The sequence below is a fragment of the Tissierella carlieri genome, from assembly GCF_018917285.1.
In the GTDB taxonomy this organism is placed as follows: Bacteria; Bacillota; Clostridia; order Tissierellales; family Tissierellaceae; genus Tissierella; species Tissierella carlieri.
The window spans coordinates 37,973-61,480 of record NZ_JAHLOH010000013.1; the positions used below are offsets into that span (position 1 = coordinate 37,973).

General features: G+C 32.2%; 20 protein-coding genes, 1 tRNA gene and 1 riboswitch. Of the genes, 18 read left to right on the forward strand and 3 right to left on the reverse strand.

The features are described from left to right. Positions 1–138: 138 nt before the first annotated feature. From mreB to KQI38_RS01710, 4 genes are read left to right on the forward strand one after another with little or no spacing between them, the layout of a single operon-like run. Entirely contained in the window at positions 139–1,170 is a 1,032-nt protein-coding gene (gene mreB / locus KQI38_RS01695) for a rod shape-determining protein (protein ID WP_094899634.1), read from the forward strand. A 59-nt stretch (positions 1,171–1,229) separates the two neighbouring features. Continuing rightward, a complete protein-coding gene (locus KQI38_RS01700; RefSeq protein WP_094899672.1) occupies positions 1,230–2,270 on the forward strand; it encodes a flagellar hook-basal body protein in 1,041 nt (346 codons plus the stop codon). Between the two features lie 10 nt (positions 2,271–2,280). Beyond that, on the forward strand, positions 2,281–3,075 hold the full coding sequence (flgG, locus tag KQI38_RS01705; RefSeq protein WP_094899635.1) for a flagellar basal-body rod protein FlgG: 795 nt from the start codon (positions 2,281–2,283) through the stop codon (positions 3,073–3,075). Positions 3,076–3,121: 46 nt separating this feature from the next. Beyond that, entirely contained in the window at positions 3,122–3,454 is a 333-nt protein-coding gene (locus tag KQI38_RS01710; RefSeq protein WP_094899636.1) for a rod-binding protein, read from the forward strand. A gap of 35 nt (positions 3,455–3,489) precedes the next feature. Here KQI38_RS01710 and KQI38_RS01715 read toward each other — a convergent pair whose 3' ends face one another. From KQI38_RS01715 to KQI38_RS01725, 3 genes are all read right to left on the reverse strand, one after another. Then, positions 3,490–6,357, reverse strand: a complete 2,868-nt coding sequence (locus tag KQI38_RS01715) for a phosphodiester glycosidase family protein (protein ID WP_216554723.1) — start codon at positions 6,355–6,357, stop codon at positions 3,490–3,492. A gap of 260 nt (positions 6,358–6,617) precedes the next feature. Continuing rightward, positions 6,618–6,694, reverse strand: a tRNA-Pro gene (locus tag KQI38_RS01720). Positions 6,695–6,891: 197 nt separating this feature from the next. Beyond that, the gene (locus KQI38_RS01725) at positions 6,892–8,922 is read right to left on the reverse strand and encodes a methyl-accepting chemotaxis protein (protein WP_216554725.1); all 2,031 of its coding nucleotides are present in this window, start codon (positions 8,920–8,922) and stop codon (positions 6,892–6,894) included. Between the two features lie 309 nt (positions 8,923–9,231). Here KQI38_RS01725 and KQI38_RS01730 point away from each other — a divergent pair, with 309 nt between their 5' ends. The 14 genes from KQI38_RS01730 (at position 9,232) to KQI38_RS22210 (ending at position 23,480) form a co-directional block, all read left to right on the forward strand. Next, positions 9,232–9,702: a COG2426 family protein gene (locus KQI38_RS01730; RefSeq protein WP_094899639.1), complete on the forward strand. Its 471-nt coding sequence runs from the start codon at positions 9,232–9,234 to the stop codon at positions 9,700–9,702. Between the two features lie 71 nt (positions 9,703–9,773). Beyond that, positions 9,774–9,875, forward strand: a riboswitch (SAM riboswitch). A 519-nt stretch (positions 9,876–10,394) separates the two neighbouring features. Next, positions 10,395–11,567, forward strand: coding sequence for a methionine adenosyltransferase (metK, locus tag KQI38_RS01735; protein ID WP_216554737.1), 1,173 nt, complete (start codon positions 10,395–10,397; stop codon positions 11,565–11,567). A gap of 261 nt (positions 11,568–11,828) precedes the next feature. After that, positions 11,829–14,054 carry an SF1B family DNA helicase RecD2 gene (gene recD2, locus KQI38_RS01740; RefSeq protein WP_094899641.1) on the forward strand — a complete coding sequence of 742 codons (2,226 nt, stop codon included), beginning with the start codon at positions 11,829–11,831 and terminating at the stop codon, positions 14,052–14,054. Positions 14,055–14,056: 2 nt separating this feature from the next. Further along, entirely contained in the window at positions 14,057–14,716 is a 660-nt protein-coding gene (locus KQI38_RS01745) for a ComF family protein (RefSeq protein WP_094899642.1), read from the forward strand. Between the two features lie 13 nt (positions 14,717–14,729). Beyond that, the gene (locus tag KQI38_RS01750) at positions 14,730–15,146 is read left to right on the forward strand and encodes a TIGR03826 family flagellar region protein (protein ID WP_094899643.1); all 417 of its coding nucleotides are present in this window, start codon (positions 14,730–14,732) and stop codon (positions 15,144–15,146) included. A gap of 63 nt (positions 15,147–15,209) precedes the next feature. After that, positions 15,210–15,494 (forward strand): flagellar biosynthesis anti-sigma factor FlgM, encoded by a 285-nt coding sequence (flgM, locus tag KQI38_RS01755; RefSeq protein WP_216554739.1) that lies wholly within the window; start codon positions 15,210–15,212, stop codon positions 15,492–15,494. Between the two features lie 9 nt (positions 15,495–15,503). Continuing rightward, positions 15,504–15,977 (forward strand): flagellar export chaperone FlgN, encoded by a 474-nt coding sequence (gene flgN, locus KQI38_RS01760; RefSeq protein WP_094899645.1) that lies wholly within the window; start codon positions 15,504–15,506, stop codon positions 15,975–15,977. A 2-nt stretch (positions 15,978–15,979) separates the two neighbouring features. Then, positions 15,980–17,371, forward strand: a complete 1,392-nt coding sequence (gene flgK / locus KQI38_RS01765; protein WP_216554744.1) for a flagellar hook-associated protein FlgK — start codon at positions 15,980–15,982, stop codon at positions 17,369–17,371. A gap of 37 nt (positions 17,372–17,408) precedes the next feature. Then, on the forward strand, positions 17,409–18,851 hold the full coding sequence (gene flgK, locus KQI38_RS01770; RefSeq protein ID WP_216554746.1) for a flagellar hook-associated protein FlgK: 1,443 nt from the start codon (positions 17,409–17,411) through the stop codon (positions 18,849–18,851). Between the two features lie 5 nt (positions 18,852–18,856). Continuing rightward, positions 18,857–19,822, forward strand: coding sequence for a flagellar hook-associated protein FlgL (gene flgL, locus KQI38_RS01775; RefSeq protein WP_094899647.1), 966 nt, complete (start codon positions 18,857–18,859; stop codon positions 19,820–19,822). A 197-nt stretch (positions 19,823–20,019) separates the two neighbouring features. Next, positions 20,020–20,469, forward strand: coding sequence for a flagellar assembly protein FliW (gene fliW / locus KQI38_RS01780; protein WP_216554748.1), 450 nt, complete (start codon positions 20,020–20,022; stop codon positions 20,467–20,469). 1 nt (position 20,470) lies between these two features. After that, the gene (gene csrA, locus KQI38_RS01785; protein ID WP_216554750.1) at positions 20,471–20,695 is read left to right on the forward strand and encodes a carbon storage regulator CsrA; all 225 of its coding nucleotides are present in this window, start codon (positions 20,471–20,473) and stop codon (positions 20,693–20,695) included. Between the two features lie 43 nt (positions 20,696–20,738). Next, positions 20,739–22,304, forward strand: coding sequence for a response regulator (locus KQI38_RS01790; protein ID WP_216554752.1), 1,566 nt, complete (start codon positions 20,739–20,741; stop codon positions 22,302–22,304). 72 nt (positions 22,305–22,376) lie between these two features. After that, a complete protein-coding gene (locus KQI38_RS22210; protein WP_276515533.1) occupies positions 22,377–23,480 on the forward strand; it encodes a flagellin N-terminal helical domain-containing protein in 1,104 nt (367 codons plus the stop codon). Positions 23,481–23,508: the final 28 nt, after the last annotated feature.

The following is a 23,508-nucleotide window of genomic DNA, read 5'->3' on the forward strand; positions in this document are numbered from 1 at the left end:
CGAATAATTAGTAAAAAAGTCCCATAGTTGGGGCTTTTAGTTTTTGTAAAATTTTGAAGAAATTGCCAAAAAAAGAAGGAGTTTTGGAATTTATGTAGAATATAATATGGGATAAGGATAATTAAGGAGGAATTTTCTATGTGTGGTTTGAGAGCGGATATAGGGATAGATTTAGGAACAGCCAGCGTATTAGTATACGTGAAAGGAAAAGGAATAGTTTTAAAGGAACCCTCTGTTGTTGCTATAGATCAAAATACAAATAAGTTTTTAGCTGTTGGTGAAGAAGCAAGAAAAATGCTAGGCAGAACTCCCGGAAATATTATAGCTATTAGACCTATGAGAGATGGAGTTATATCTGATTATGATATAACTGAAAGAATGTTGAAGTACTTTATACAGAAGGCTGTAGGTAGGTATTTACTTAAACCTAGAGTTATAGTATGTGTACCTAGCGGAATAACCGAAGTAGAAAAAAGAGCAGTTATGGAAGCTAGCAATCAAGCAGGGGCTATAAAGACATATTTGATTGAGGAACCTATAGCTGCAGCAATTGGAGCAGGGATAGATATCACTGAACCAAGCGGTAATATGATAGTTGATATCGGCGGGGGAACTACAGATGTAGCTATCATTTCTTTAGGAGGCATAGTAGTCAGCCGATCTATAAAGATAGCAGGAGATGAATGTGACGAAGCCATATCTAAGTATATTAGAAAAAAATATAATATGATGATCGGAGAGAGATCTGCTGAAGAATTGAAGCTTAGTATTGGATCTGCATATAGAAGAGAAGAAGAGGAATTTAAGGAAGTAAGAGGAAGAAATTTGCTCACAGGACTGCCTATAACTGTAAATGTATCTTCTACTGATATGCTTGAAGCTCTCAAGGACCCTATACAAGAGATTGTAGATACAGTTCATATAGTTTTAGAAAGAACTCCGCCAGAGTTAGCTGCTGATATTAGTAATAAGGGAATATTAATGACTGGAGGAGGAGCTTTACTTTATGGAATGGATAAGCTAATCACGGAAAAAACAGGTATTTCAGTACATGTAGCAAATGAACCAATATCTTGTGTTGCTAGAGGAACTGGAAAGGCTTTAGAGTGGGTACAGTATTTAGATAGTAATATAGTAGAAGATAATACAACAAAAAAATATAGAGGCTAAAGTTTTGATTAGAGTAGCCGATAATATATTAGATATCGATTATTAGGATGTGATAAAAGATGAACAGAAGTCTATATATTGGAGCTACTTCTTTAGTAGCTAATCAAAAGAAGTTAGATGTTCTCTCAAATAATTTAGCCAATATAAATACTGCAGGATTTAAAAGGGATATTTCTCTAACAGAATCCTTTCCAGAGAAATTACTGGCAAAAATGAGTAGAACTCCAGAGTTAAGAAATATAGCAGGAGAGAATAATATTACCTATGAAACTAATGGACAAGTACACACTGCACGAACTCAAGAAGGATATTTTGTGGTAAACACTTCTAGGGGAAAATCTTATGTTAAGGAAATAGAATTTGTAGTAGATGAAGAAGGTTACTTAAAAACTTCTTACAAGAATCTAGAGGATGAGCATAAAACTGATTATGAAAACTATATAATTAATAACAATGGGAACAGGGTACAACAAGCTGGAGATATGGAAAATCTTCTACAGGGTTTAGTTTATAATCCGCCATCATATATTATAGGAACTATGAGTGGAGGAGTTAGATTTCAAAAGCTGTTTACAGATTTTACTAATGGTGGACTTATTGATACTGGTGGGACATTAGATGTTGCCATAAAGGGCAATGGATTCTTTAAAATTCAAGGGGAAAATGGAGAGACTCTCTATACCAGAAATGGATCCTTTGCAATAACAGAAGGATATCTAACAGACCTAGACGGAAGAAGAGTATTAGGAAGAAATGGAACAATCTTTTTAGGAAATGGTACTATAGATATTTTATCTGATGGAGAGATTCAGATTGATGGCAATCCAGTTGATACTTTAGATATAGTGGATATTAATAATAAGGAATTCCTGAGAAAACGTGGAGATAATATTTTCTATATGGCAGATAATACCGTAGCAGAAGAGAATATATTTGACGGTGAAATATTACAAGGTTATCTTGAGGGTTCTAATATGAATCCTATATCTGGTATGGTTGAAATGATAAATTTGTTAAGAGAGTTTGAAGCAAATCAAAAAGTAATTAAGATGCAAGATGAAATGTTAGAAAAAGCAGCTAATGAAATAGGAAGAGTGTAGGAGGTATAATATGAGATCATTATGGACTGCAGCTACAGGAATGAAGGCACAGCAATTTAATATAGATACTATATCTAATAACTTAGCAAATGTAAATACGACTAGTTATAAAGTGCAAAGAGCTGAATTTAAAGACTTATTTTATGCAAATATAAAAAGAGCTAATATAAATGATGATCAAGGAAGGCCGGTAAATCTTGAAGTAGGCCATGGTGTTATGCCAGTAGCTACTAAGAGAGATTTTAGGACAAGTAGTTTTATGGAGACTCAAGGAACTTATGATTTTGCTATAAATGGAGAAGGGTTCTTTGCAGTGGAATTGCCAAATGGAGATATAAGATATACTAGAGATGGAAGCTTCAAGTTAAGTATCGACGGAGATGAGGCCACTTTAGTTACTTCGGAAGGATATTTTGTACTTAGTGAAGACGACGATTTAATTACTATAGAGACAGGAATTAAAGATATTACAGTTGATGAACTGGGATATATTTATGGTAAAGATGAAGATGATGAAACAGTTGAGATTGGAAGACTTATGTTGGTTAACTTTATGAATCCAGAAGGTCTTCAATCTGAGGGTCAAAATCTATATAGGGCAACTGCAGCTTCTGGCGAAGAAATACTTTTAGAGGCTGAAGAAATGAGTACTAGGGTAATACAAGGATATTTAGAAGCATCAAATGTTCAAGTAGTAGATGAAATGGTAAAGATGATTACTGCACAAAGAGCGTATGAAATCAATTCAAAGACAATTACTACCTCTGATGAAATGTTGCAATTAGCCAATAATTTAAAAAGATAATTAATAATTATAGTATAATAATTTAAAAGAATAATGAGGTGAACTAATGGAAATATCACCAACTAATAATATTATAAATACGGATAGAGATCCTTCTTTAGTTCAGAAAAAAATTGAGAATTTGAAACATACTGAAGATGATAAAAAATTGATGGATGTATGTCGTGAATTCGAAAGCATATTTATTTATATGATGCTAAAGGAAATGAAAAAAACCGTTCCTGATGATAATGGTTTAATAGAGAAATCTCAGGGGACACGTATATTTGAAGAAATGCATCTAGAAGAATTATCTAAGGAAATGACTAAAGGAGATAATAGCGTAGGTATAGCTAAGATGCTGTATAATCAATTTAAAAATGGTTATGTAAGATTATAAAATGACTTAGGAATGCATTCCTAAGTCATTTTCATTTACTTACCTACTTTAACTCCTGGCTTCTCAAATAATGGAGAAACGGTGTAAGTTACATCAGAGCCATTTACTGTAAACTCTATAATAGATAAATCATAAATATCTTCTGGTTTTCCTAAAGTTTTAGTATTTAATCCAATATATCTTATGCCATCTTTTAAATCTGAAGTATTGGAATTACCTCCGTGGACAACGAATATATTCTTACCTTTTTCTCTAGTTTCAACTAAATGCTTATGAAGAAGGTCTGCTTCTAAAGTATCTGTAAATCCATTGGAACCGAATATCGGTGTAGGGAATAAAAGAACGATATTGTTTTCAGTTGTTCCATTTAAATCAGCCTTTAATTTATTCCATTGTTCAGCATTAGTTTCCCTAATACCATTCTTCCCAGTATTTACATTTATGAAAGCGACATCTTGATGTTTGTTTCTTTTATAAGCTCCAGATGCATCAATCCTTGCATAATTAGTTAAGCCCTTTACAAACTCATTTGACATACCGTTTAAAGAAATAGCTATTTTGTGAGTATTAATCTTAGATTTAATTTTAGAGCTAGCATCATATTTTACTAATTGATTTAATCCCTTTGGCTCCATGAATACAGCAAAGGAAAAGCCATCTTTATTAACATTAGTTTTAATATTTTTACTATCCTTTAATGTACTTGGAGTAGGCAATACTATATTACCTAGTGTAGGAGGATAGAATGCTGTAAGACCATCAAATAATAGTTCTCCTGATTGTTTCTTTAGATTATCAGTTTCAACAGGATAAATTTTTTCTAAAACTATAGGGTATGAAACATTTGATGGAATATTAGTTGTTACAAACTGCCATCCAGTCCAATCAATAGTTTTTACAAAGTCAATTGTATGTGAATTACCTTTATTGTCTTTTATAGTTCCTCTTAACCAGCTACCACTATTATCTCCATTGACCCATAGGCCCAATTTTCTTGGTACACCTTGTATAGGTAGCCCAATATTTTCACCATTCATTAGAGTTAGATATGCTGCTCTAGTGTTTTCTCCTTGAGAGAAATCGTATTTTAATGATATGGATGAATTCCCTTCCTTTGCATCACTACTAAGACCTATTCCACCTATTACTGTTTCTGGATATGCAGAAAATCTTAAATTATCAAGGGACTCAAATCTCTCTACTAATTTACCTTCACTACCAATAGATACTAAGATATTTTCAATTCCTTCGCCTAGTTTAGCAGTAAGAACACCTGCTACAGATGTATCAGCGCTATAAAATATTCCGTTAGCTACGCTTCCAATATTATTTATAGTTGTAAATGTAATGTCTTCAGGATATATCTTAGCTTGATATCCATTTTCATCTTTACCATAGAATATAGGTAAAGTTTTTTCACTATTTATATCTATATTGAAGTTAGACATATCAGTAGTTAAATCTTTTACATTACCTAATACATTGATGTCTATTGAACTAGTTATATTATCATAATTGGCAGTGATTTTTGCTTTTCCCTGGGAAAGAGCTTTGAAACTATTGCCAGCTATATTACCGTTTACTCCTTCTTGAGTAAATACAAGTTTAGATTCATCAATTGTTACAGGATTATGATACTGGTCATATCCCTTCACTGTAAATTTTCTTGTAGTGTTTATAAACATATTGCTATCATCAGTAGACACCTTAATATATGATAATTCACCTACAGGAGCATTAGAGAATACTCCCACACCATTTACAACAGGTCTTTCAGCACCTTCAGATGGTTTATTTACTATTACGGCTTTTTGAGAGTCAACAGGTTTTATAGCCATGGCAGTAGAACCACCACCATCTAAATTTAAGGCATTGTATGCTCCAAGCTCTTTAAAGATTGCTCCAAACATTTCTTGAGTAACCCCCTTAAAGGAAGTATCTCTACCATCTATAGTCACTAAAATTACCTCTGTCCCGTCTTTGTTAATTCCGATTCCAGTTCTAGGAGCATTTCCAGGAGAATCAAGATCGGGACGGTTTAATTCGCCATTTTTAAGTATATAACTTCCCCCACCTATGGAAAACTTGATATTGTTAATATCCGGAGTACTGGATATATTAAGCTCTATAGAATCACCTACAGAAAAGGTTTGAAGTTCCTGTGATTTTTGATAACCCCTTACTATTAATACATAACCATCTTCAGGAATATCTATAGCCTCTTGACCGACCCTTACATCTGTTACTATATCATTTTTTACAACTACCTCTACTAAATCATTATGGAATTTAGTTCCTATGGATTTAGGACCCCAGTGTTTATTTAGAAGAGTTACAGCATCGAAATATGTTGATACATTATTTACGGCATTTATGTTGATTTTATTTCCTTTTGTAAGATTAACGGCTTCCATTGTTCTTTGGAAATAGTCAATATTAGCAGTATTTAAAAAATCTACAAAGAATCCGGGAAGCAAAGGTTTAGCATCATCTCGACGGGCAGTTAAAAGCTCACCATTTTCTATTAATGCACCTAAAGTTGATGGCATGGGGCTGTAATTGAAAAAGTCTCCATTTATTCCAGCTACAGCATTATGTTTTTCTACCATGGAACTAACCTTGTCCCTACTTGGCATACCATTAGGATTTATTAGACTTTTTATCTCAGTATGTGGATCTAGTAGATTGATTCTAAGAACATTTATATTCCACCATCCAGCAGTAGTGAAACGCATTATTTTCTCATGGACTACTCCAGAGGAAATATTATTCTTTTCAATATTTTGATATATGGAATATGGCATGTTTACAGTAATTTTATTTGCTAAGACTGGTCCAGTAGATGTAAAAATCGTAGTAGCAGTTAGCAAAGATACAAAAACTTTCTTTAAATTTTTTTTCATAATCTCACCTCGTAATATTTTATGTAATTTTTTGGTAGAAACTTTTAATTCTCCCTTTTTTCCCTGTGATTACTTGTCCATTCTATTATATAATTTAAATATATCAATTAGGTTACAAACATATTACAAGTTGAGGACAATAACAATTGAAAGCTGATAAAGAATGAAATAACAAAGTGTAGGAAACTAATAGAAAAGTTATAGATATTAAAACAAAAAAATAAAAAAATGACTAAAGATTTCTTTAGTCATTTTGTCGATGGTCGGGGTGAGAGGATTTGAACCCCCGGCCCCATGGTCCCAAACCACGTGCGCTACCAAACTGCGCTACACCCCGTCGCTCACTCAACTATTATAGTATACGACGGATTTGGAGAAAATGCAATAGTATAAAATTGGTAGTATTCGACTAAAATAAGATGAATATAAGATATAATGTAAAAAAACGCACTATATTAAAAATAATCTATAAATATCTCTATATATCTCTGTTTTTCATATGAATCAAAAATAAATAATTTGAATAATACTATTTTAATATTTAAGTTTTGAAATGCTATCATACATTTCTTCTGCTAATTCTAATAAAATTCTAGATGCATTTTCTATTTCTAGCATAGATGCCATTTGTTCTTCTATAGATGCTGAGGTTTCTTCTGTTCCAGCAGCATTTTCTTCTGAGATCGCAGATAGATTTTCAATGATTACTATTATTTCTTCTTTTTTATTTCTCATTTCTTCACCAGAATGATTGACATCTATTATTGCATTTTTCATTTTTTCTATGGCTAAAGCAATACCATCAAATTTTTCGTGAGTTGTTTCTACGCTTTTTACCTGAATTTCTGTGGATTCTTCAACCTTTTTAATATTATCTACTGCATACTCTGTTTTAGTAGTTAATTCCTTTATTATTGTAACTATTTCTTCTGTAAATTCATTAGATCTTTCAGCCAGCTTTCTAACTTCATCAGCTACAACAGCAAACCCCTTTCCAGCGTCTCCAGCTCTTGCTGCTTCTATAGCAGCATTTAATGCCAATAGATTAGTTTGTTCTGCAATACTTTGAATCATATGACTGGCAAGTTCAATTTTTTCTGCACTTTCATTTGTATTTGTAATTATTTCATTTATTTCCTTTACAGAGGACTGATTCATTTTTGTCTTTAATACCAATTCTCTTATAGTATTAATACCTTCATCTTTTAAAATATTCACTTCTTGTGTAGACATATTTAATTCTTCAATGAAATTCTGATTTCTTTCTACTAAATCACCGAGGATATTAACATTTATTGCACCTTGCTCCGTATCATGAGCTTGATCATTGGCTCCTTTTGCTATTTCTTGAACTGTATTTGCTATTTCTTCTGATACTATAGCTGACTGTTGACTAGCATATGTTAGCTTTTGTGACGCTAATTTTAATCTCTCTGAAGAGTCCGCTATATTTTTTGTTGTATCCCTGATAAAATTTTGAACATTTTCCATAGCATTTGCAATTTCACCAAATTCATCATTTTGGGCAATAAATTTATCGGGAATCTTTGCAGTAAAATCTCCTGATGTCATAATGTTTAAATGCTCTTTTGTAATATTAAGATTCTTTGCTATACCTCTAGATATAGAATACAGTATGATTCCTAGTATAGTAAATACTAAAACCCCTATAGTTATAATAATAAAAACATTTCTATTAATTGCTTTATAAGTCTCTTCCATAGAGAAGGCAATTTCTAATGTTCCTAAATATTTATTATTCATATTAATAGGCATGAGAACCTCATATACCTCAGTGCCTTCATTATCATATACATAAGAATGAGGCTCTTGGCTGGTAATGGCATTGATAATGTATTCCTTGCTTTCTTCCGATCCTACCTTACTTATATCACTGTTGGCTAAAATTGTAGCATTAGGGTCAATAAATCCTGCATAGACTATATTATCTGCTTCGGATAAATCTTCAACAAGATTTTGGTATCCATATTGTTCTGTTAATTGCTGAACCTTATTAGCAAGAATAGCAATTTGCACAAATTCACCATCTTTAGCCTTTATTGCCCCAAATTTAAAATAATTCCCATTTTCTGATGCACCATCTTGTCTAATATCTTCCATTATCTCATTATCATTACTTTCCATAAACCTAGTCAGCGGATGATCTGCAGGTACTTTCCATCCGATATCTCCTCGCACTGTAGAGTAGATGATTTCCATATCTTTATTGTACCAATAGATGGCGTCTACAGTGGAGTTTTCTACAATACTATCGAGTAGCTCGTTACTTAAATTTCCTTGGTTATTAATAGTAGTTTTTGCTGCGGCTCTCATATTTTCTTCTAGGATTTCATTGATATTTTTAATTGCATTTGAATTATCTTCTATTCTGTCAACTACTTGACTTGCCAGCTCAAAACCACTCACTTTTTTTGCATCTAATAAATTTTTCTCAAATAAACCTGAAGTAATTATAGCTATACTTAGAATTCCAATAAGTACTAATATTAAGGGAATTACAATCAGTTTAAATTTAATTGTTTTTTTCTTGTTTAATTTTATCATTTTTTCATCTCCTAAGTTATTGATTTAAAAATTAATTGTATAGTTACCTTTATAGGCTTGCAAATAATATGCCATATGGGTTTTATTTCCTTATAAGGCTTTATCATCCATCCTGTATTATCCGGTTTGTATTACTTATAAATATTTATAATACAAAAGACCTATGAAATAAATTCATACTATGAATTTATTTCATAGGTCATATTGTATGTAGTTTAAATATGTGGGGAATAGTTTTAAATTAAACATAAGTTAATTGAATAAGGATAAAAAATACCTTATAATTATAGTAAGACTGGAGGAATCTTTATGCTGGAATTATTAGAAGAGTTACAAACAGAGTTAATAGTAATATTTTTTGCAATGCTACCTATAATAGAACTTAGAGGGGCAGTGCCTTTGGGTATATCTTTAGGACTTAGTCCAATACATAGTACAATCCTTAGTATAATAGGCAATATGATAATAGTACCTTTTTTATTAAAATTACTTCATCCAATCATGGCATACTTTGAAAAGACTGTAATATTTTCAAAAACTGTAGGATGGGTAAAAAGGAGGTCTATGAGTAAAGCAGCTATTATAAAGAAATATAGTTTACTAGGACTTTTTATATTTGTAGCCATACCAATGCCAGGTACTGGTGCATGGACAGGGTCAGTTATAGCATCCTTGTTAAAAATGAATTTTAGAAAAGCACTGCTATCTATATCCTTGGGTATAATAACATCGGGAATTATCGTGGCTACTATATCCTATAAGGTATTTTCAATATTTTGATTATTTTTATCATTATTGACTAGAAATTTTCATTGTGATAAAATCTTTGTTAGATAAAAAATCAATATAGTTCCTTATCAAGAGCGATGGAGGGTATGGGCCCGATGAAATCCGGCAACCAGTATTTATACAAGGTGCTAAATCCCACAGAACTATGTTCTGAGAGATGAGGTAAAGCGAATGCTAAAACCTTTTCTCGAGAAGGTTTTTTTTATGACCTAACTTAGCGAACGATAGTGAGCTTTAGTAGGTCAAACGCAACGAGAACCAAATCTATGCGAGCGTAGCGAGCAAATAGATTTGTGTTTCGAGACTGTGGAAAATGACCTAACTTAGCGAACGATAGTGAGCTTTAGTAGGTCAAACGCAACGAGAACCAAATCTATGCGAGCGCAGCGAGCAAATAGATTTGTGTTTCGAGACTGTGGAAAATGACCTAACTTAGCGAACGATAGTGAGCTTTAGTAGGTCAAACGCACCTACGCTGTCCGTTTTGTCTACAACTCGCGAATGCTCGTTGGACAAAAAGGCAACGAACGCAAAATTCATGCGAATGATAATGAGCAAATGAATTTGTGCAGTGAGACTGCGTAATATGACTTAACACAGAGAAGAATATTTTCTCTTTTACATTAAAATTGGAAAATATAAAAGTGCACCTAATAGAAAAATTTAAGGAGGAAGGAAAGCGAATGAAAAAATGGTTATTTACTTCTGAATCAGTAACAGAAGGGCATCCAGATAAAGTATGCGACCAAATATCAGATTCAATACTGGATGCAATACTTGAAAAAGACCCCAATGCGAGGGTGGCATGTGAGACAACTGTAACTACTGGAATGGTACTAGTAGTAGGGGAAATCACTACTAATTGTTATGTTGACATACCAAAGATTGCGAGACAAACGATAGAAGAAATAGGGTATACAAGGGCAAAATATGGATTTGACTCAGATACATGTGCTGTGCTTACTTCTATAAACGAACAATCAGGGGATATAGCTATGGGAGTAGACAAAGCACTAGAGCAAAAAACCAACTCTAATGATGAACTAGATTTAATTGGTGCAGGAGATCAAGGGATGATGTTTGGTTATGCATGTAATGAAACACCAGAACTAATGCCATTGCCTATATCATTAGCTCATAAATTAGCTAAGAGATTATCAGATGTAAGGAAAGATGGTACATTAGAATATTTAAGACCAGACGGAAAGACTCAAGTAACTGTAGAGTATCTTGACGATAAACCTGTAAGAATAGAAAATGTTGTAGTATCTACCCAACATAGTCCGGATGTGACCTTAGAGACTATTAAAGAAGATATAATAAAACATGTAGTAATGCCAATAATACCTAAAGAGTTATTAGATGAAAATACAAAATACTACGTAAATCCTACAGGAAGATTTGTTGTGGGTGGTCCTATGGGAGATGCTGGATTAACTGGAAGAAAGATAATAGTAGATACTTACGGTGGATATGGAAGACATGGTGGAGGAGCATTCTCAGGAAAAGATCCAACAAAGGTAGATAGATCAGCTGCATACGCTGCAAGATATGTAGCAAAAAACATAGTAGCTGCAGGATTAGCAGACAAGTGTGAAGTAGGGCTGGCATATGCTATAGGTGTAGCAAGACCTTTATCAATATATGTAGATACTTTTGGAACTGGAAAGATATCCAATACGGAAATTCAAGAACTAGTTAATAAACATTTTGATCTTAGACCAGCAGCTATTATTAGAGGTTTAGACTTAAGAAGACCGATTTATAGACAATTAGCTGCATATGGACATTTTGGCAGACCAGATTTAGATTTGCCATGGGAAAAGATAGATAAGGTTGAATTATTAAGGAGTTAGCAAATTCACAATTCACAATGCACTAGATGAACAAACCCTAAAGGACTACCGAATTATACCCTGCGGGCAAATATCAGTAGCTAAGCGATGAACACAAAATCAAAAACCATGATTTTGGTTCTCTACTTAAGTTCACAATTAAGGAAGCGACCGCTGGTCGCAAAAAATACTGCAAAGCTAGACCTTAACAATTGTGCATTGTGAACTGTAAATTGCGTAAGTGGCCTATGGCTATGAATTGAATAAACAGGAGTGAAATGAATGTTGATTCTAGAGGGTGTAATAGAAGAAATAAGATTTAGAAATGAAGCCAATGGTTATACAGTTGCAAAACTTAATACATCCGATGGACCAGTTACTATAGTAGGTAATACCCCTTTTATAAATCTAGAAGAGACTGTAAAGGTAGAGGGAGAATGGATATATCATCCTACCTATGGTGAACAATTATCATTTACAAGTATATCAACAGTAGTGCCATCTACATTAAAAGGAATAGAAAACTACCTTTCATCGGGTCTAATTCCCCATATTGGTCCTAAGACCGCTAAGAGAATAGTGGAGAAATTTGGTCTGGATTCATTGGAAATCATACAATATAATCCAGAAAGATTAAAGGAAATAAGTGGCATAGGTGAGAAAAAACTTGAAATAATAGTAGAGGCTTATGCTGAGCAAAGAGAACTTAGAGATATAATGGTATTTTTGCAGCAGTACGGTATCACAGTTAACTACGGTATAAAAATATATAAAAATTATGGCAAAGATACAATAAATATAATTAGTGAAAATCCTTATAGACTATCAGAGGATATTTACGGTATAGGATTTAAAACTGCTGATAAGATAGCAGCAAAAATGGGTATAAATAAAGAGTCACCATATAGAATAGAAGCTGGAATTAAATATATAATAATGGAATTCGCAGGAAATGGCCATTGCTATGTGCCTAAGAACGAGCTAATATCTAATGTTTCTAGGCTATTAGATGCAGAAAACAGTTTAATAGAAGAAGGTATAAGGAATCTGGGACTTAGGGGAAATATTCATTTAATTGCAGATAATGAAGATACTCTTGTATACTATACTCCATTTCATATGGCAGAAAATAATGTAAGCAGAAAACTCGTAGAATTATCTCAGGTCAAATTGGAAGAATTAGAGATAGATGTGGAAAAGGAAATTAAAAGAATAGAAGAACAAGAAAACATTCTATTCGCTAAAAAACAAATTGTGGCAATAAGAGAAGCTTTAGAAAATGGATTAGTAGTTATTACAGGAGGGCCAGGTACAGGTAAAACTACTACAATTAATGCTATAATAAAGATTTGTGAAGATATGGATCTATCAGTGATTCTTGCAGCGCCAACAGGAAGAGCAGCTAAAAGGATGACGGAAACTACAGGAATAGAGGCAAAGACAATACATCGACTATTGGAATACTCCTTTATGGAAGAGGAATCTATGGCATTTGGAAAAGATGAGGACAGTCCTATAGATGTAGATTTAATTATTATAGATGAATCTTCTATGATAGATATACTTCTCATGAACTCACTTTTAAAGGCTTTGAAACCGGGAACCCGTGTGGTTCTAGTAGGAGATACAGATCAGCTGCCATCAGTGGGGGCTGGAAACGTGCTCGGAGATATTATTGAGTCGGGAGTAATTAAGGTTGTAAGGTTAGATGAAATATTTAGACAATCAGAAGAGAGTATGATAATAGTTAATGCCCATAAGATAAATAAAGGAGAAGAACCTATTCTAAATGAAAAGGATAAAGACTTCTTTTTTTTAACTAGAAACAGTACTGATGGAATATTAGAGACTATATTAGAACTTTGTCATGAAAGACTTCCTAATTTTTATGGAGTAGATAAAGTAAGAGATATTCAAGTTCTAACTCCGATGAAAAAAGGGGATGTAGGCATCAATTCACTAAATAAACATTTACAGTCCGTCCTAAATCCTAAAGATAAGTCCAAAGCAGAAAAACAAATTGGAGATGAACTGTTTCGAGTTGGTGATAAGGTGATGCAAATAAAAAACAACTATACAACTGAATGGAAAACAGTAAGAGATGGATTAGAAGTAGATACTGGTGAAGGCGTATTCAATGGAGATTTTGGCTTTATAATTGATATAGATGAAGAAGATAGGACAATGAAAGTTTTATTCGACGATGAAAAGGAAGTAGAATATGAATTTAATCAATTAGATGAGTTAAGATTAGCCTATGCAACAACAGTACATAAATCTCAGGGCTCAGAGTTTCCAGTGGTGGTAATGCCAATTAGTTGGGGACCACCGATGCTTTTAACTCGTAACTTATTATATACAGCCATTACTAGGGCTAAAAATTTAGTAGTATTAGTAGGAGAAGAAAAATATTTATCTATGATGATAAAAAATAATAGAATAACAAAGAGATACTCAGCATTAGATAAAAAGATTAGAAATTATGTATCTATTTTCATGGAGGGATAAACTTGCTTCAAACCTTAAATAGTTTACTTTTTCCAACAAAACATATTTGTCTTTTTTGCAAAGAGAAAAATGGAAGCATTAAAGGATATATCTGTAAAGAGTGTTATGAGAACTTGGAAGTATTAAATAGAGAAGTGCAAATAGATTCCATATATATCAATAAGGTGTATTACTCGCTTTCATATAATAGATTTATTAGAGAGATGATGAAGAACTATAAGTATAATGGAAAGAACTATTTATATAAACCATTTGGAGAAATTATGATTAGGACTATTGAAAATAAAAAAATAGCCGAAGATATAGATATAATTATTTATGTCCCCACCCATAAAAGAAAAGAAGCATTAAGAGGTTATAATCAAGCAGAGTTATTGGCAGTTTACATATCAAAAAATCTTGAAAAACCTTTATTAAGGGAGAATCTAATAAAGACTAAATGGACAAAAGAGCAAAGTCATTCAAATAAAATTGATAGAATCATAAATCTAAAGGGCTCATTTCAAATAAAAGATTCTAGTGAAATAGAAAGAAAAAAGATACTTTTAGTAGATGATATTATAACAACTGGAGTAACTATGGATGAGTGCAGTAGAGTGCTTATAAATAATGGTGCTAAGGAAGTAATAGGTATAGCCTTGACATCAAGCAAAAATAACTAAAGGATGTGAAAGTATGGATATAAGAAATTGTGCTAAGTGTGGAAAAATTTATCAATATGATGGATTTAGAATCTGCCATAGTTGCAGAAAGACTGGTGAGGATGAATTTCAAAAGGTAAAGGAGTATCTATATGATAATCCAGGAGCAACTATTTCGGAGGTTGAAGAAGCTACGGGAGTGGATTCAAGGAAGATAATAGTATTTTTAAGGGAAGGAAGACTAGAAATAGGAGAAGGCAGTAATTTAATATTAGAATGTGAAAAATGTGGTGTAAGTATTAGAACAGGAAGGTTTTGTGATAAATGCAAGAATAACCTTCAAAGAGAGTTGGGACAAGTAGTAGATTCTGCAAGATCAACTAAAAGAACAATAGATAAAAAAGTAGAAGAAAAATTTAGAGTAATAGATAGATATGAAAAAAGAAAATAATATGCTAAAGAAACACCCCATCTTACCGATAATAATAATAGAAAGTTAAGTGGGGTGTTTTTTATGAGAATAAATAAAATAGATAATATTTTTCAAGTGTATAACAAAAATTTGGGGGTCAAGAAAGTTAATTCGGATAAAGGATCAAAGGATATTGATCAAATTAAAATATCTGAAAAAGCTATAGAATTTCAATATGCATTGCAAAAAATTAAAGACGTAGAAGAAATACGTATGGATAAGGTTGAAGATATAAAAAATCAAATTCAATCAGGAACATATCATATAGAAGGGAAAAAGATAGCTGAAAAAATGCTTGAAAGTATTAATTTTGACAAAAAAATTTAATGGCCGGTGATGAAAATGACTTTTAGGGAAGAGCTAGAAGCGGTGATGGAAAAGGAATTGACTGTTTTAACAGAATTAAAAGAACTTTCATTTAAAAAGGCAGATATGATTATAAACAATCATATGCGAGAATTAGAAGAAACTACAAAAAAAGAAGAAACTCTAATAAATGAAATGGCTCTTTTAGAGGAAGAAAGAGAAAAATTATTAGATACTTGGGGGCTAGCTGTAAACACTCCTATTTCTAATGTAATAGAAAGAATACCAGAAGACAACAGTAGATTAATATATATTAGAGATAAGATGAAGGAAGTCATGGCAGAACTTTCATTGAGAAATAAATTAAACAATGATCTTATACAAGATAATCTAGATTGGATTGATTTTAATATGAACTTAATTACAAATACTCATATAGATCCAGGATATGGAAAAGAAAACAAGAAATCCAGTGGAAATAGTATTTTTGATAGGAAGGTGTAGGAATGGGATTCGGAGGATTATATATATCAATATCAGGATTGCAAGCTTCAAGAAAATCTTTAGACACAGTATCACATAATATATCAAATGCAAATAATCCAAATTATGTAAGACAATCTGCAATACATGCAAGTAATTCATATACGAAATCTGCTGATGGTAGATTTCAAACAGGTACAGGTGTTAATGTTATTCAAATAAGGCAGATAAGAGATGAGTTCTTAGATTTGAAACTTCGACGTGAAAATGCCAGTTTTGGATACCACTATGCAAAAGCACAAATACTTGAAGATATAGAGGGAGTATTTAATGAAATAACAGATAGTGGATTACAAAAAGTAATGGATGGTTTATGGAAAAATTGGGATGAGCTTTCTAAAGAAGCAGATAGCTTAACTATTAGGGGATTAGTACATGAATCTTCCGTTGCATTTGCAGAAACCGTTAATCATATATCAAGGCAACTTAATGATATAAGATATAACTTAAACAAACAAATGCTTACTAAAGTTGATGAAGTCAATAATATATTGGATAAAATAGGAGAATTAAATAAAAGTGTTAAGCTAGTCGAAGGTGAGAACAGTAGAATGAAGGCCAATGACTTTAGAGATGAAAGAAATGCACTTATAGACAGATTATCAGAATTGCTGCCTATTACATCCTATGAAAATACCTTTGGAGAAACAATAATATCTTTACAAGGAAGAGATATAGTTAATGGAAGTTTTATCAGCAGAATAGATGTAAAAAATGATAATAATGGGTTAGGACATATATACTGGGAAAAGTCCAATGAAAAAATAGATTTAAATGGATTAGGGGAATTGGCAGGATTCATAGATGTAAGGGATAAATCTATGGTTGAATATATGGATAGATTAGATACATTTGTAGGCACCCTAGCTAATAAGATAAATGCTTTACATTCTACTGGAATAGATTTAGAAGGCAATCAGGGAGGAGATTTCTTCGTAGGTTCAGGTGGAGTAATTAATGCTTCCAATATTAAGGTTAATTCTGAACTTTCGAATTACAATAAAATAGCAATATCTAAAACTGGTGGAATTAGTGATGGGGATATAGCTAAGGAGATATACGAAGTTAGAAATGAGACTCTTTTTGGAGAGATGAGTACAGATGATTATTATAGAGACATCATCTTTTCCTTGGGAGAAGAGAGAAAGTCTTCACGACTTATAGCAGAAAATCAGGGTTTTCTGATAAATACTATAGATGAAAGAAGACAAAGCATATCAGCTGTGTCTTTAGATGAAGAGATGGCGGATATGATAAAATTCCAGCATTCATATACGGCAAACTCTAGAGTAATAAACGCTATTGATGAGATGATAGAGACAGTTGTGAATAGAGTTGGATTAGTTGGAAGATAGACTTGCTAATCAAAATTTTCATGAAGGGACTGAGTAAATGTTTTTTGGATTTAATTCAGCAGTAAGGGGACTTCTTGCGTCACAAAGAGCTTTATACACCACAAATCATAATATAGATAATGCAAATACGAAGGGATATTCAAGACAGCAAGTAGAACAACGAGCTACCAACCCATTTAAAATGCCAGGTATAGGATTTTTAGGTACCGGTACAGAGATCTACAATGTTAAGAGAATAAGGGATTCCTTTGTAGATTTTAAATATTGGAGTGAAATGGCTCCATTGGGTGAATGGGAAATAAAGAAGAATTCTTTGACAGAGATAGAAAAGCTAATGGGTGAACCTTCTAAGAGTAGCTTTACACAATATATGAATGACTTTTACAAAAGTTTAGATGAAATGAGTAAAAACTCATCGGATATATCCTTTAGAGAACCAGTAAGAGAAAATGCCTTAGCATTTACGAGACATATCAATGAAACAACACAAAGATTAATGAATATGAAAACAGAAACAGAACATGAAATAGATGCAAAAATAAAGACTGTAAATAGCTTAAGTGAACGAATAGCAGGATTAAATAGACAAATTTATTCCTTAGAAATAGATGGGAAACAAGTTAATGATTTAAGAGATAGAAGAGAATTGTTAGTAGATGAACTATCTAAAATTGTAAATATAAAAGTAAATGAATCACCAGATGGGAAATATAATATTTCTCTTAGTGGAATATCCATAGTAGACCATTTATCTACAAATAAACTTTCCCTCAAAACCACGGATACTGGAACTGAAAAAGAATATAAATTAACCTGGGAAAATGGCGGAGAAGTAAATCTAAAGTCAGGTGAATTAAAAGGCCTATTAGATATGCTTACAGGAAATGGAGAAGGCAATACCTATAGAGGTATACCATATTTTCAAAAACAGTTGGATGAGTTTGCCAAGGGATTTGCAGATAAGTTTAATGAGCTGCATAGTAAGGGATATTCACTAAAGGATGAAAATGGTAATAGTATAAATGGAATTGATTTCTTTAAATACGATTCAAGTAGTCCAGCATCAACTATAACCTTAGATAAGAAGATATTGGAAGATATAAAAAACATAGCAGCAGCAGGAAATCCTGGTGGTTCAACAGAGGATAATATAAATCTTTTAGCCCTTATAAAACAAAGAGAGGACAAAGAGTTCTTCTCAGGAGGAATATCACAAGGAACTCCAGATGATTTCATTAAAGCCATGATTTCTTCCATGGCAGTAGATAGCCTACAGGCCGAAAGATTTTATAAAACCCAAGAATTAATGCAAAAGAACATAAATACAAAACGTCAATCTATATCCGGAGTAGATTTAGATGAAGAAATGGCAGACATGATAAGATTCCAACATGTATATGTAGCTTCATCAAAGATGATATCAACCATGGATATGATAATAGACATTACTGTAAATAGATTGGGAATGGTTGGGAGGTAGTGTAATTGAGAATAACAAATAATATGCTTGTAAGCAATATGACATATAATCTAAATAGTACATTGCAGAGGCTAGAAAGATTGCAATATGAAATGACTGAAGGGAAGAAATTTAGAGTACCATCAGATGACCCAATAGGTGCAAGTAAATCTTTGAAATTTAATACAGATATATCAAAGGTGGAACAGTACCTTAGAAACACAAAAGATGCAGCCTCTTGGATGAAAGAAACTGAATCAGCACTAAAGGAAATAAATTCTGTACTTCATAGAGTGAACGAATTAACGGTACAAGCTGCCAATGGAACTAATTCTGAAGACTTAGATAAGATAAAAGAAGAGATAAAAGAATTAAAGGGACATTTAATTCAAATAGGTAATACTACCTATGCAGGAAGATCTATATTTACAGGATTTAAAACCGATAAACCTCTATTGGATGAGAATGGAAATTACTTAGTAGATTTAAAGAAATATGATGTTTTAGATGAAAATGGAAACCCTACAGGAGAAAAAAAGGACGAGATATTTGTATATAATGTAGGAGTTGCAGAAAGGGTATCCGTAAATACTTTAGGAAATAAGATATTTGGTAGTGGAAATAAGGATTATACATCAGATGTTAGTGTTGGTGACAAAGCATATTTATTCGATATGTTTGAGAAATTAGAAGCAGCACTAAATACAAATAACAACGATGACCTTCAATCGGCATTAACAGACATAAAAGATGCCATGAGCAATGTCTTATCTGTTACAGCGGAGATAGGAGCAAAATCCAATAGATTAGACTTAACAAAGAATAAAATAGAAAATCAAATAGTGAATCTAAAAGAGTTATTATCTTTCAATGAAGATGTTAGTTTGCCAGAAGCCTATATGAATCTAGCTATAGCAGAAAATGCATATAGAGCAAGTCTAGCAGTAGGATCTAGAATAATACAGCCGAGTTTAATGGATTTTCTAAGATAAAAAGTAAGGGCGCACATTTAGGCGCCCATTTTCTAATTTTTGGGTACAAATGCTCATATAAGAAGATTCAAAAATAATGTATAATAATTTCACAATTTGTATTATAATGGAATTAGTGTCGAAAGTTTTTTCAATTGTGCATTGCGTAAGTGCCCTTTGGGTATAAATTGTGCATTGAATTAAAGGAGGTAATACAAATGAAAATAAAAACTAGAAATTTTGGAGAAATAGAGATCGAAAAAGAAAAAATAATTAATTTTGAAGAAGGAATTCCCGCATTTGAAGAAGAAAAGGAATTTATAATTATATTAAATGAAGATAAGGAAAATCCTTTTCACTGGCTACAATCAATTAATAACCAAGACTTGTCATTTATTGTCATAAATCCCTTTGAAATATTTAGTGACTATGATATATTACTTCCGCAGACAGCAATTAATAAATTAAAGATAGAAAGAGAAGAAGATATAAGCATATATACAATAGTAGTGATACCAACAGATATGAATAAAATGACAACTAATCTTTTAGGCCCAATAGTAATTAATACAAAGGAAAGGTTAGGTAAACAAGTAATTCTAGATGATGAAAGATACACTACAAAACATTTTATCTTCAATCAAGACTCCAAAGTAGGAGGCGAATAATATGCTGATACTTACTAGAAAAAAGGATGAATCCATAATTATAGATGGAAAAATTGAAATAAAAATAATAGAAATAGAAGAAGGTAAGGTCAAGATTGGTATCGAAGCACCAAAAGACATTGATATAATACGTAATGAATTATATAAAAAAATGGAAGAAGAAAATTTGGCTGCCCTTAATAATATTTCTAAACTAGAAGATGTAAAAAAACTTTTCAATAAATAAGGCAATTAAATTTGCGACTACTCAAGGAGGAGTAATAGCTACCATGGAAGGTACAGAAAGATTTTGTATTAATAAAAGTGGATTCTGGAAAGTATTGATAGTAGATGATGATAATTTTATACATAGGATGCTGAAAGAAATCAATAAAGATCTTACCTTCGAGGATAAAGGTATAGAGTTTTATAGTGCTTATACATCTCAAAAAGCTGTCAATATATTAAAAGCGAATAAAGATATAGCCTTAGTATTATTAGATGTATTTCTAGAAGAAAAAGACTCAGGTCTAGGCTTAGCAAAATATATTAGAGAAGATCTGAAAAATACGGATATTAGAATTGTTTTAATGACAGGGAAAGGTTCTAGTAGTTTACAAGATGAAATCATATTGAACTATGATATAAATGGCTATGAAAACAAAACAGATTTATTTTCTAAAAAAATGAATACAGTTATTCTATCATCCCTAAGATCCTTTAGGGATATTAATCGCATAAAAAACAATAGAGAGTCAATGGAAAAAGTAGTATCATCCATATCTAAACTATATGAAAAGGATGCGTTAAATGATTTTTTAATATCTAGTCTATGTCATCTTAGTTCATTAATCAATCAATGTAAAGGTAGAGATGAATGCAATATTAACTCTTTTGCAGCAGTTAGACAAGGTGAAACCCACATATTTAATATAGTTGGCGGAACTGGTAAGTATAAGGATTCTATCAATAAAAAAATAAGAGAAACTGTCTCAGAAACTGATTTAATAAAAGCAAATAAAATATATAATGGTGGAGACCATGAACTCTTTGATAATTGTTACATAGCTAGATATAAAAGTACAGCAGGAAATGAAGCTATTATATTTATAGAGAATGATGACAATGTTGACTATGTGGATATGGAATTATTAGATGTATTTCACAAAAGTATATCTGCAACTTTTGATAACCTATGTCTAAATTTAGAAATAGAAGCAACCCAAAAAGAAATATTATACACATTAGGAGAAGTTACAGAAGCAAGATCAGAAGAAACAGGCTCACATGTAAAGAGAGTCTCTAAATATTGTAAGCTACTAGCAGAAGAATATGGATTATCACAGAGAGATACTATGCTCCTTACCCATGCTTCACCAATACATGACATAGGTAAGGTTGCAGTTCCAGATAATATACTGCTTAAACCTGGTAAACTAACGTCAGAGGAATTTAATGTAGTAAAAACACACACAACAATAGGATATAATCTACTAAAGAATTCAAAAAGAGAAATCCTAAAGGCAGCATCCATAGTGGCTCATGAACATCACGAAAGATACGATGGGAAAGGTTATCCAAGAGGATTAAAAGGAGAAGAAATACATATCTATGGAAGGATAGCAGCAATAGCCGATGTATTTGATGCATTAGGATCTCCTAGAGTATATAAAAAAGCTTGGGTGATAAATGATATACTAAAATATTTTAAAGAAGAAAGTGGAAAACACTTTGATCCAAAGCTAGTGGATATACTATTTGACAATTTAGATAAATTTTTGGAGATAAAAGAAAAATATTCTGATGAAAATGCTAAAGTTATTGGACAAGCATCCGATAATAATAATGAAAGTTAAAAAACCTTTTGGCCAAAGGTACTAAATATTTTGGCAAGGATGCCAACAAACAAAAATCAAGGAGGAATAAAAATGAGAATTAATAACAACATGTTAGCAATGAATACTCATAGACAATTAGGTTTAGCTAATACAGCTGGCGCAAAATCAATGGAGAAACTATCTTCAGGCTTTAGAATCAATAGAGCAGGAGATGACGCAGCAGGATTAGCAATCTCTGAAAAAATGAGAGGTCAAATCAGAGGACTTAATCAAGCATCAAGAAATGCTCAAGATGGTATTTCTTTAATTCAAACTACTGAAGGTGCATTAAATGAAACTCATGCAATCCTTCAAAGAATGAGAGAGTTAGCAGTTCAATCATCAACTGATACAAATACAGGTGTTGATAGAGGAAATCTTCAAGATGAGATTGATCAATTATCAGAAGAAATTACAAGAATAGCTACAACAACTCAATTCAATACAATGAACTTATTAGATGGAACATTTGAAGGTAAAAAATTCCACATTGGTGCAAATGAAGGACAAGATGTAACAATAAAAGTTAATGATATGGCTGCAAAGGCTTTATCAGTAGATGGTAATGAATATAAGACATCGGGTGCTGGAGCTATTACTGTTCATTCTAGAAATAAGGATATAACAGTTAAAATTGAAGCAGCTGCTGTTTCTGGAGGAGGAGAAGGTGCCACAGCTAAGATGTCAGGAAATGTTGCAGTTGTTACTGTAAATATTTTATCAGGTACTGGTATAACTTCAACAAATGCAAATGTTAAAGCAGCATTAGAAAAATTAGGATTAAATGCTACTGTTTCAGGAACTCTTGCTTCAGGAACTACAGCAGCTGGTGTTATAACACAAAGCGGTCTTGGAATTGATATATCCACTCAAGCATCAGCATCTAAATCTATTACTACAATTAACAATGCATTAGAAACAGTTTCCAAAGAAAGATCAAAACTTGGTGCTATTCAAAACAGATTAGAGCATACTATTAAGAACTTAGATACTTCAGCTGAAAACCTACAAGCATCTGAGTCAAGAATTAGAGACGTAGACATGGCAAAAGAAATGATGGAGCAAACTAAACAAAATATACTACAACAAGCTTCAACTGCTATGTTGGCTCAAGCAAATCAAGCGCCTCAAACTGTATTACAATTATTAAGATAATTAACAATATAATAAGAAAGATAGTCAG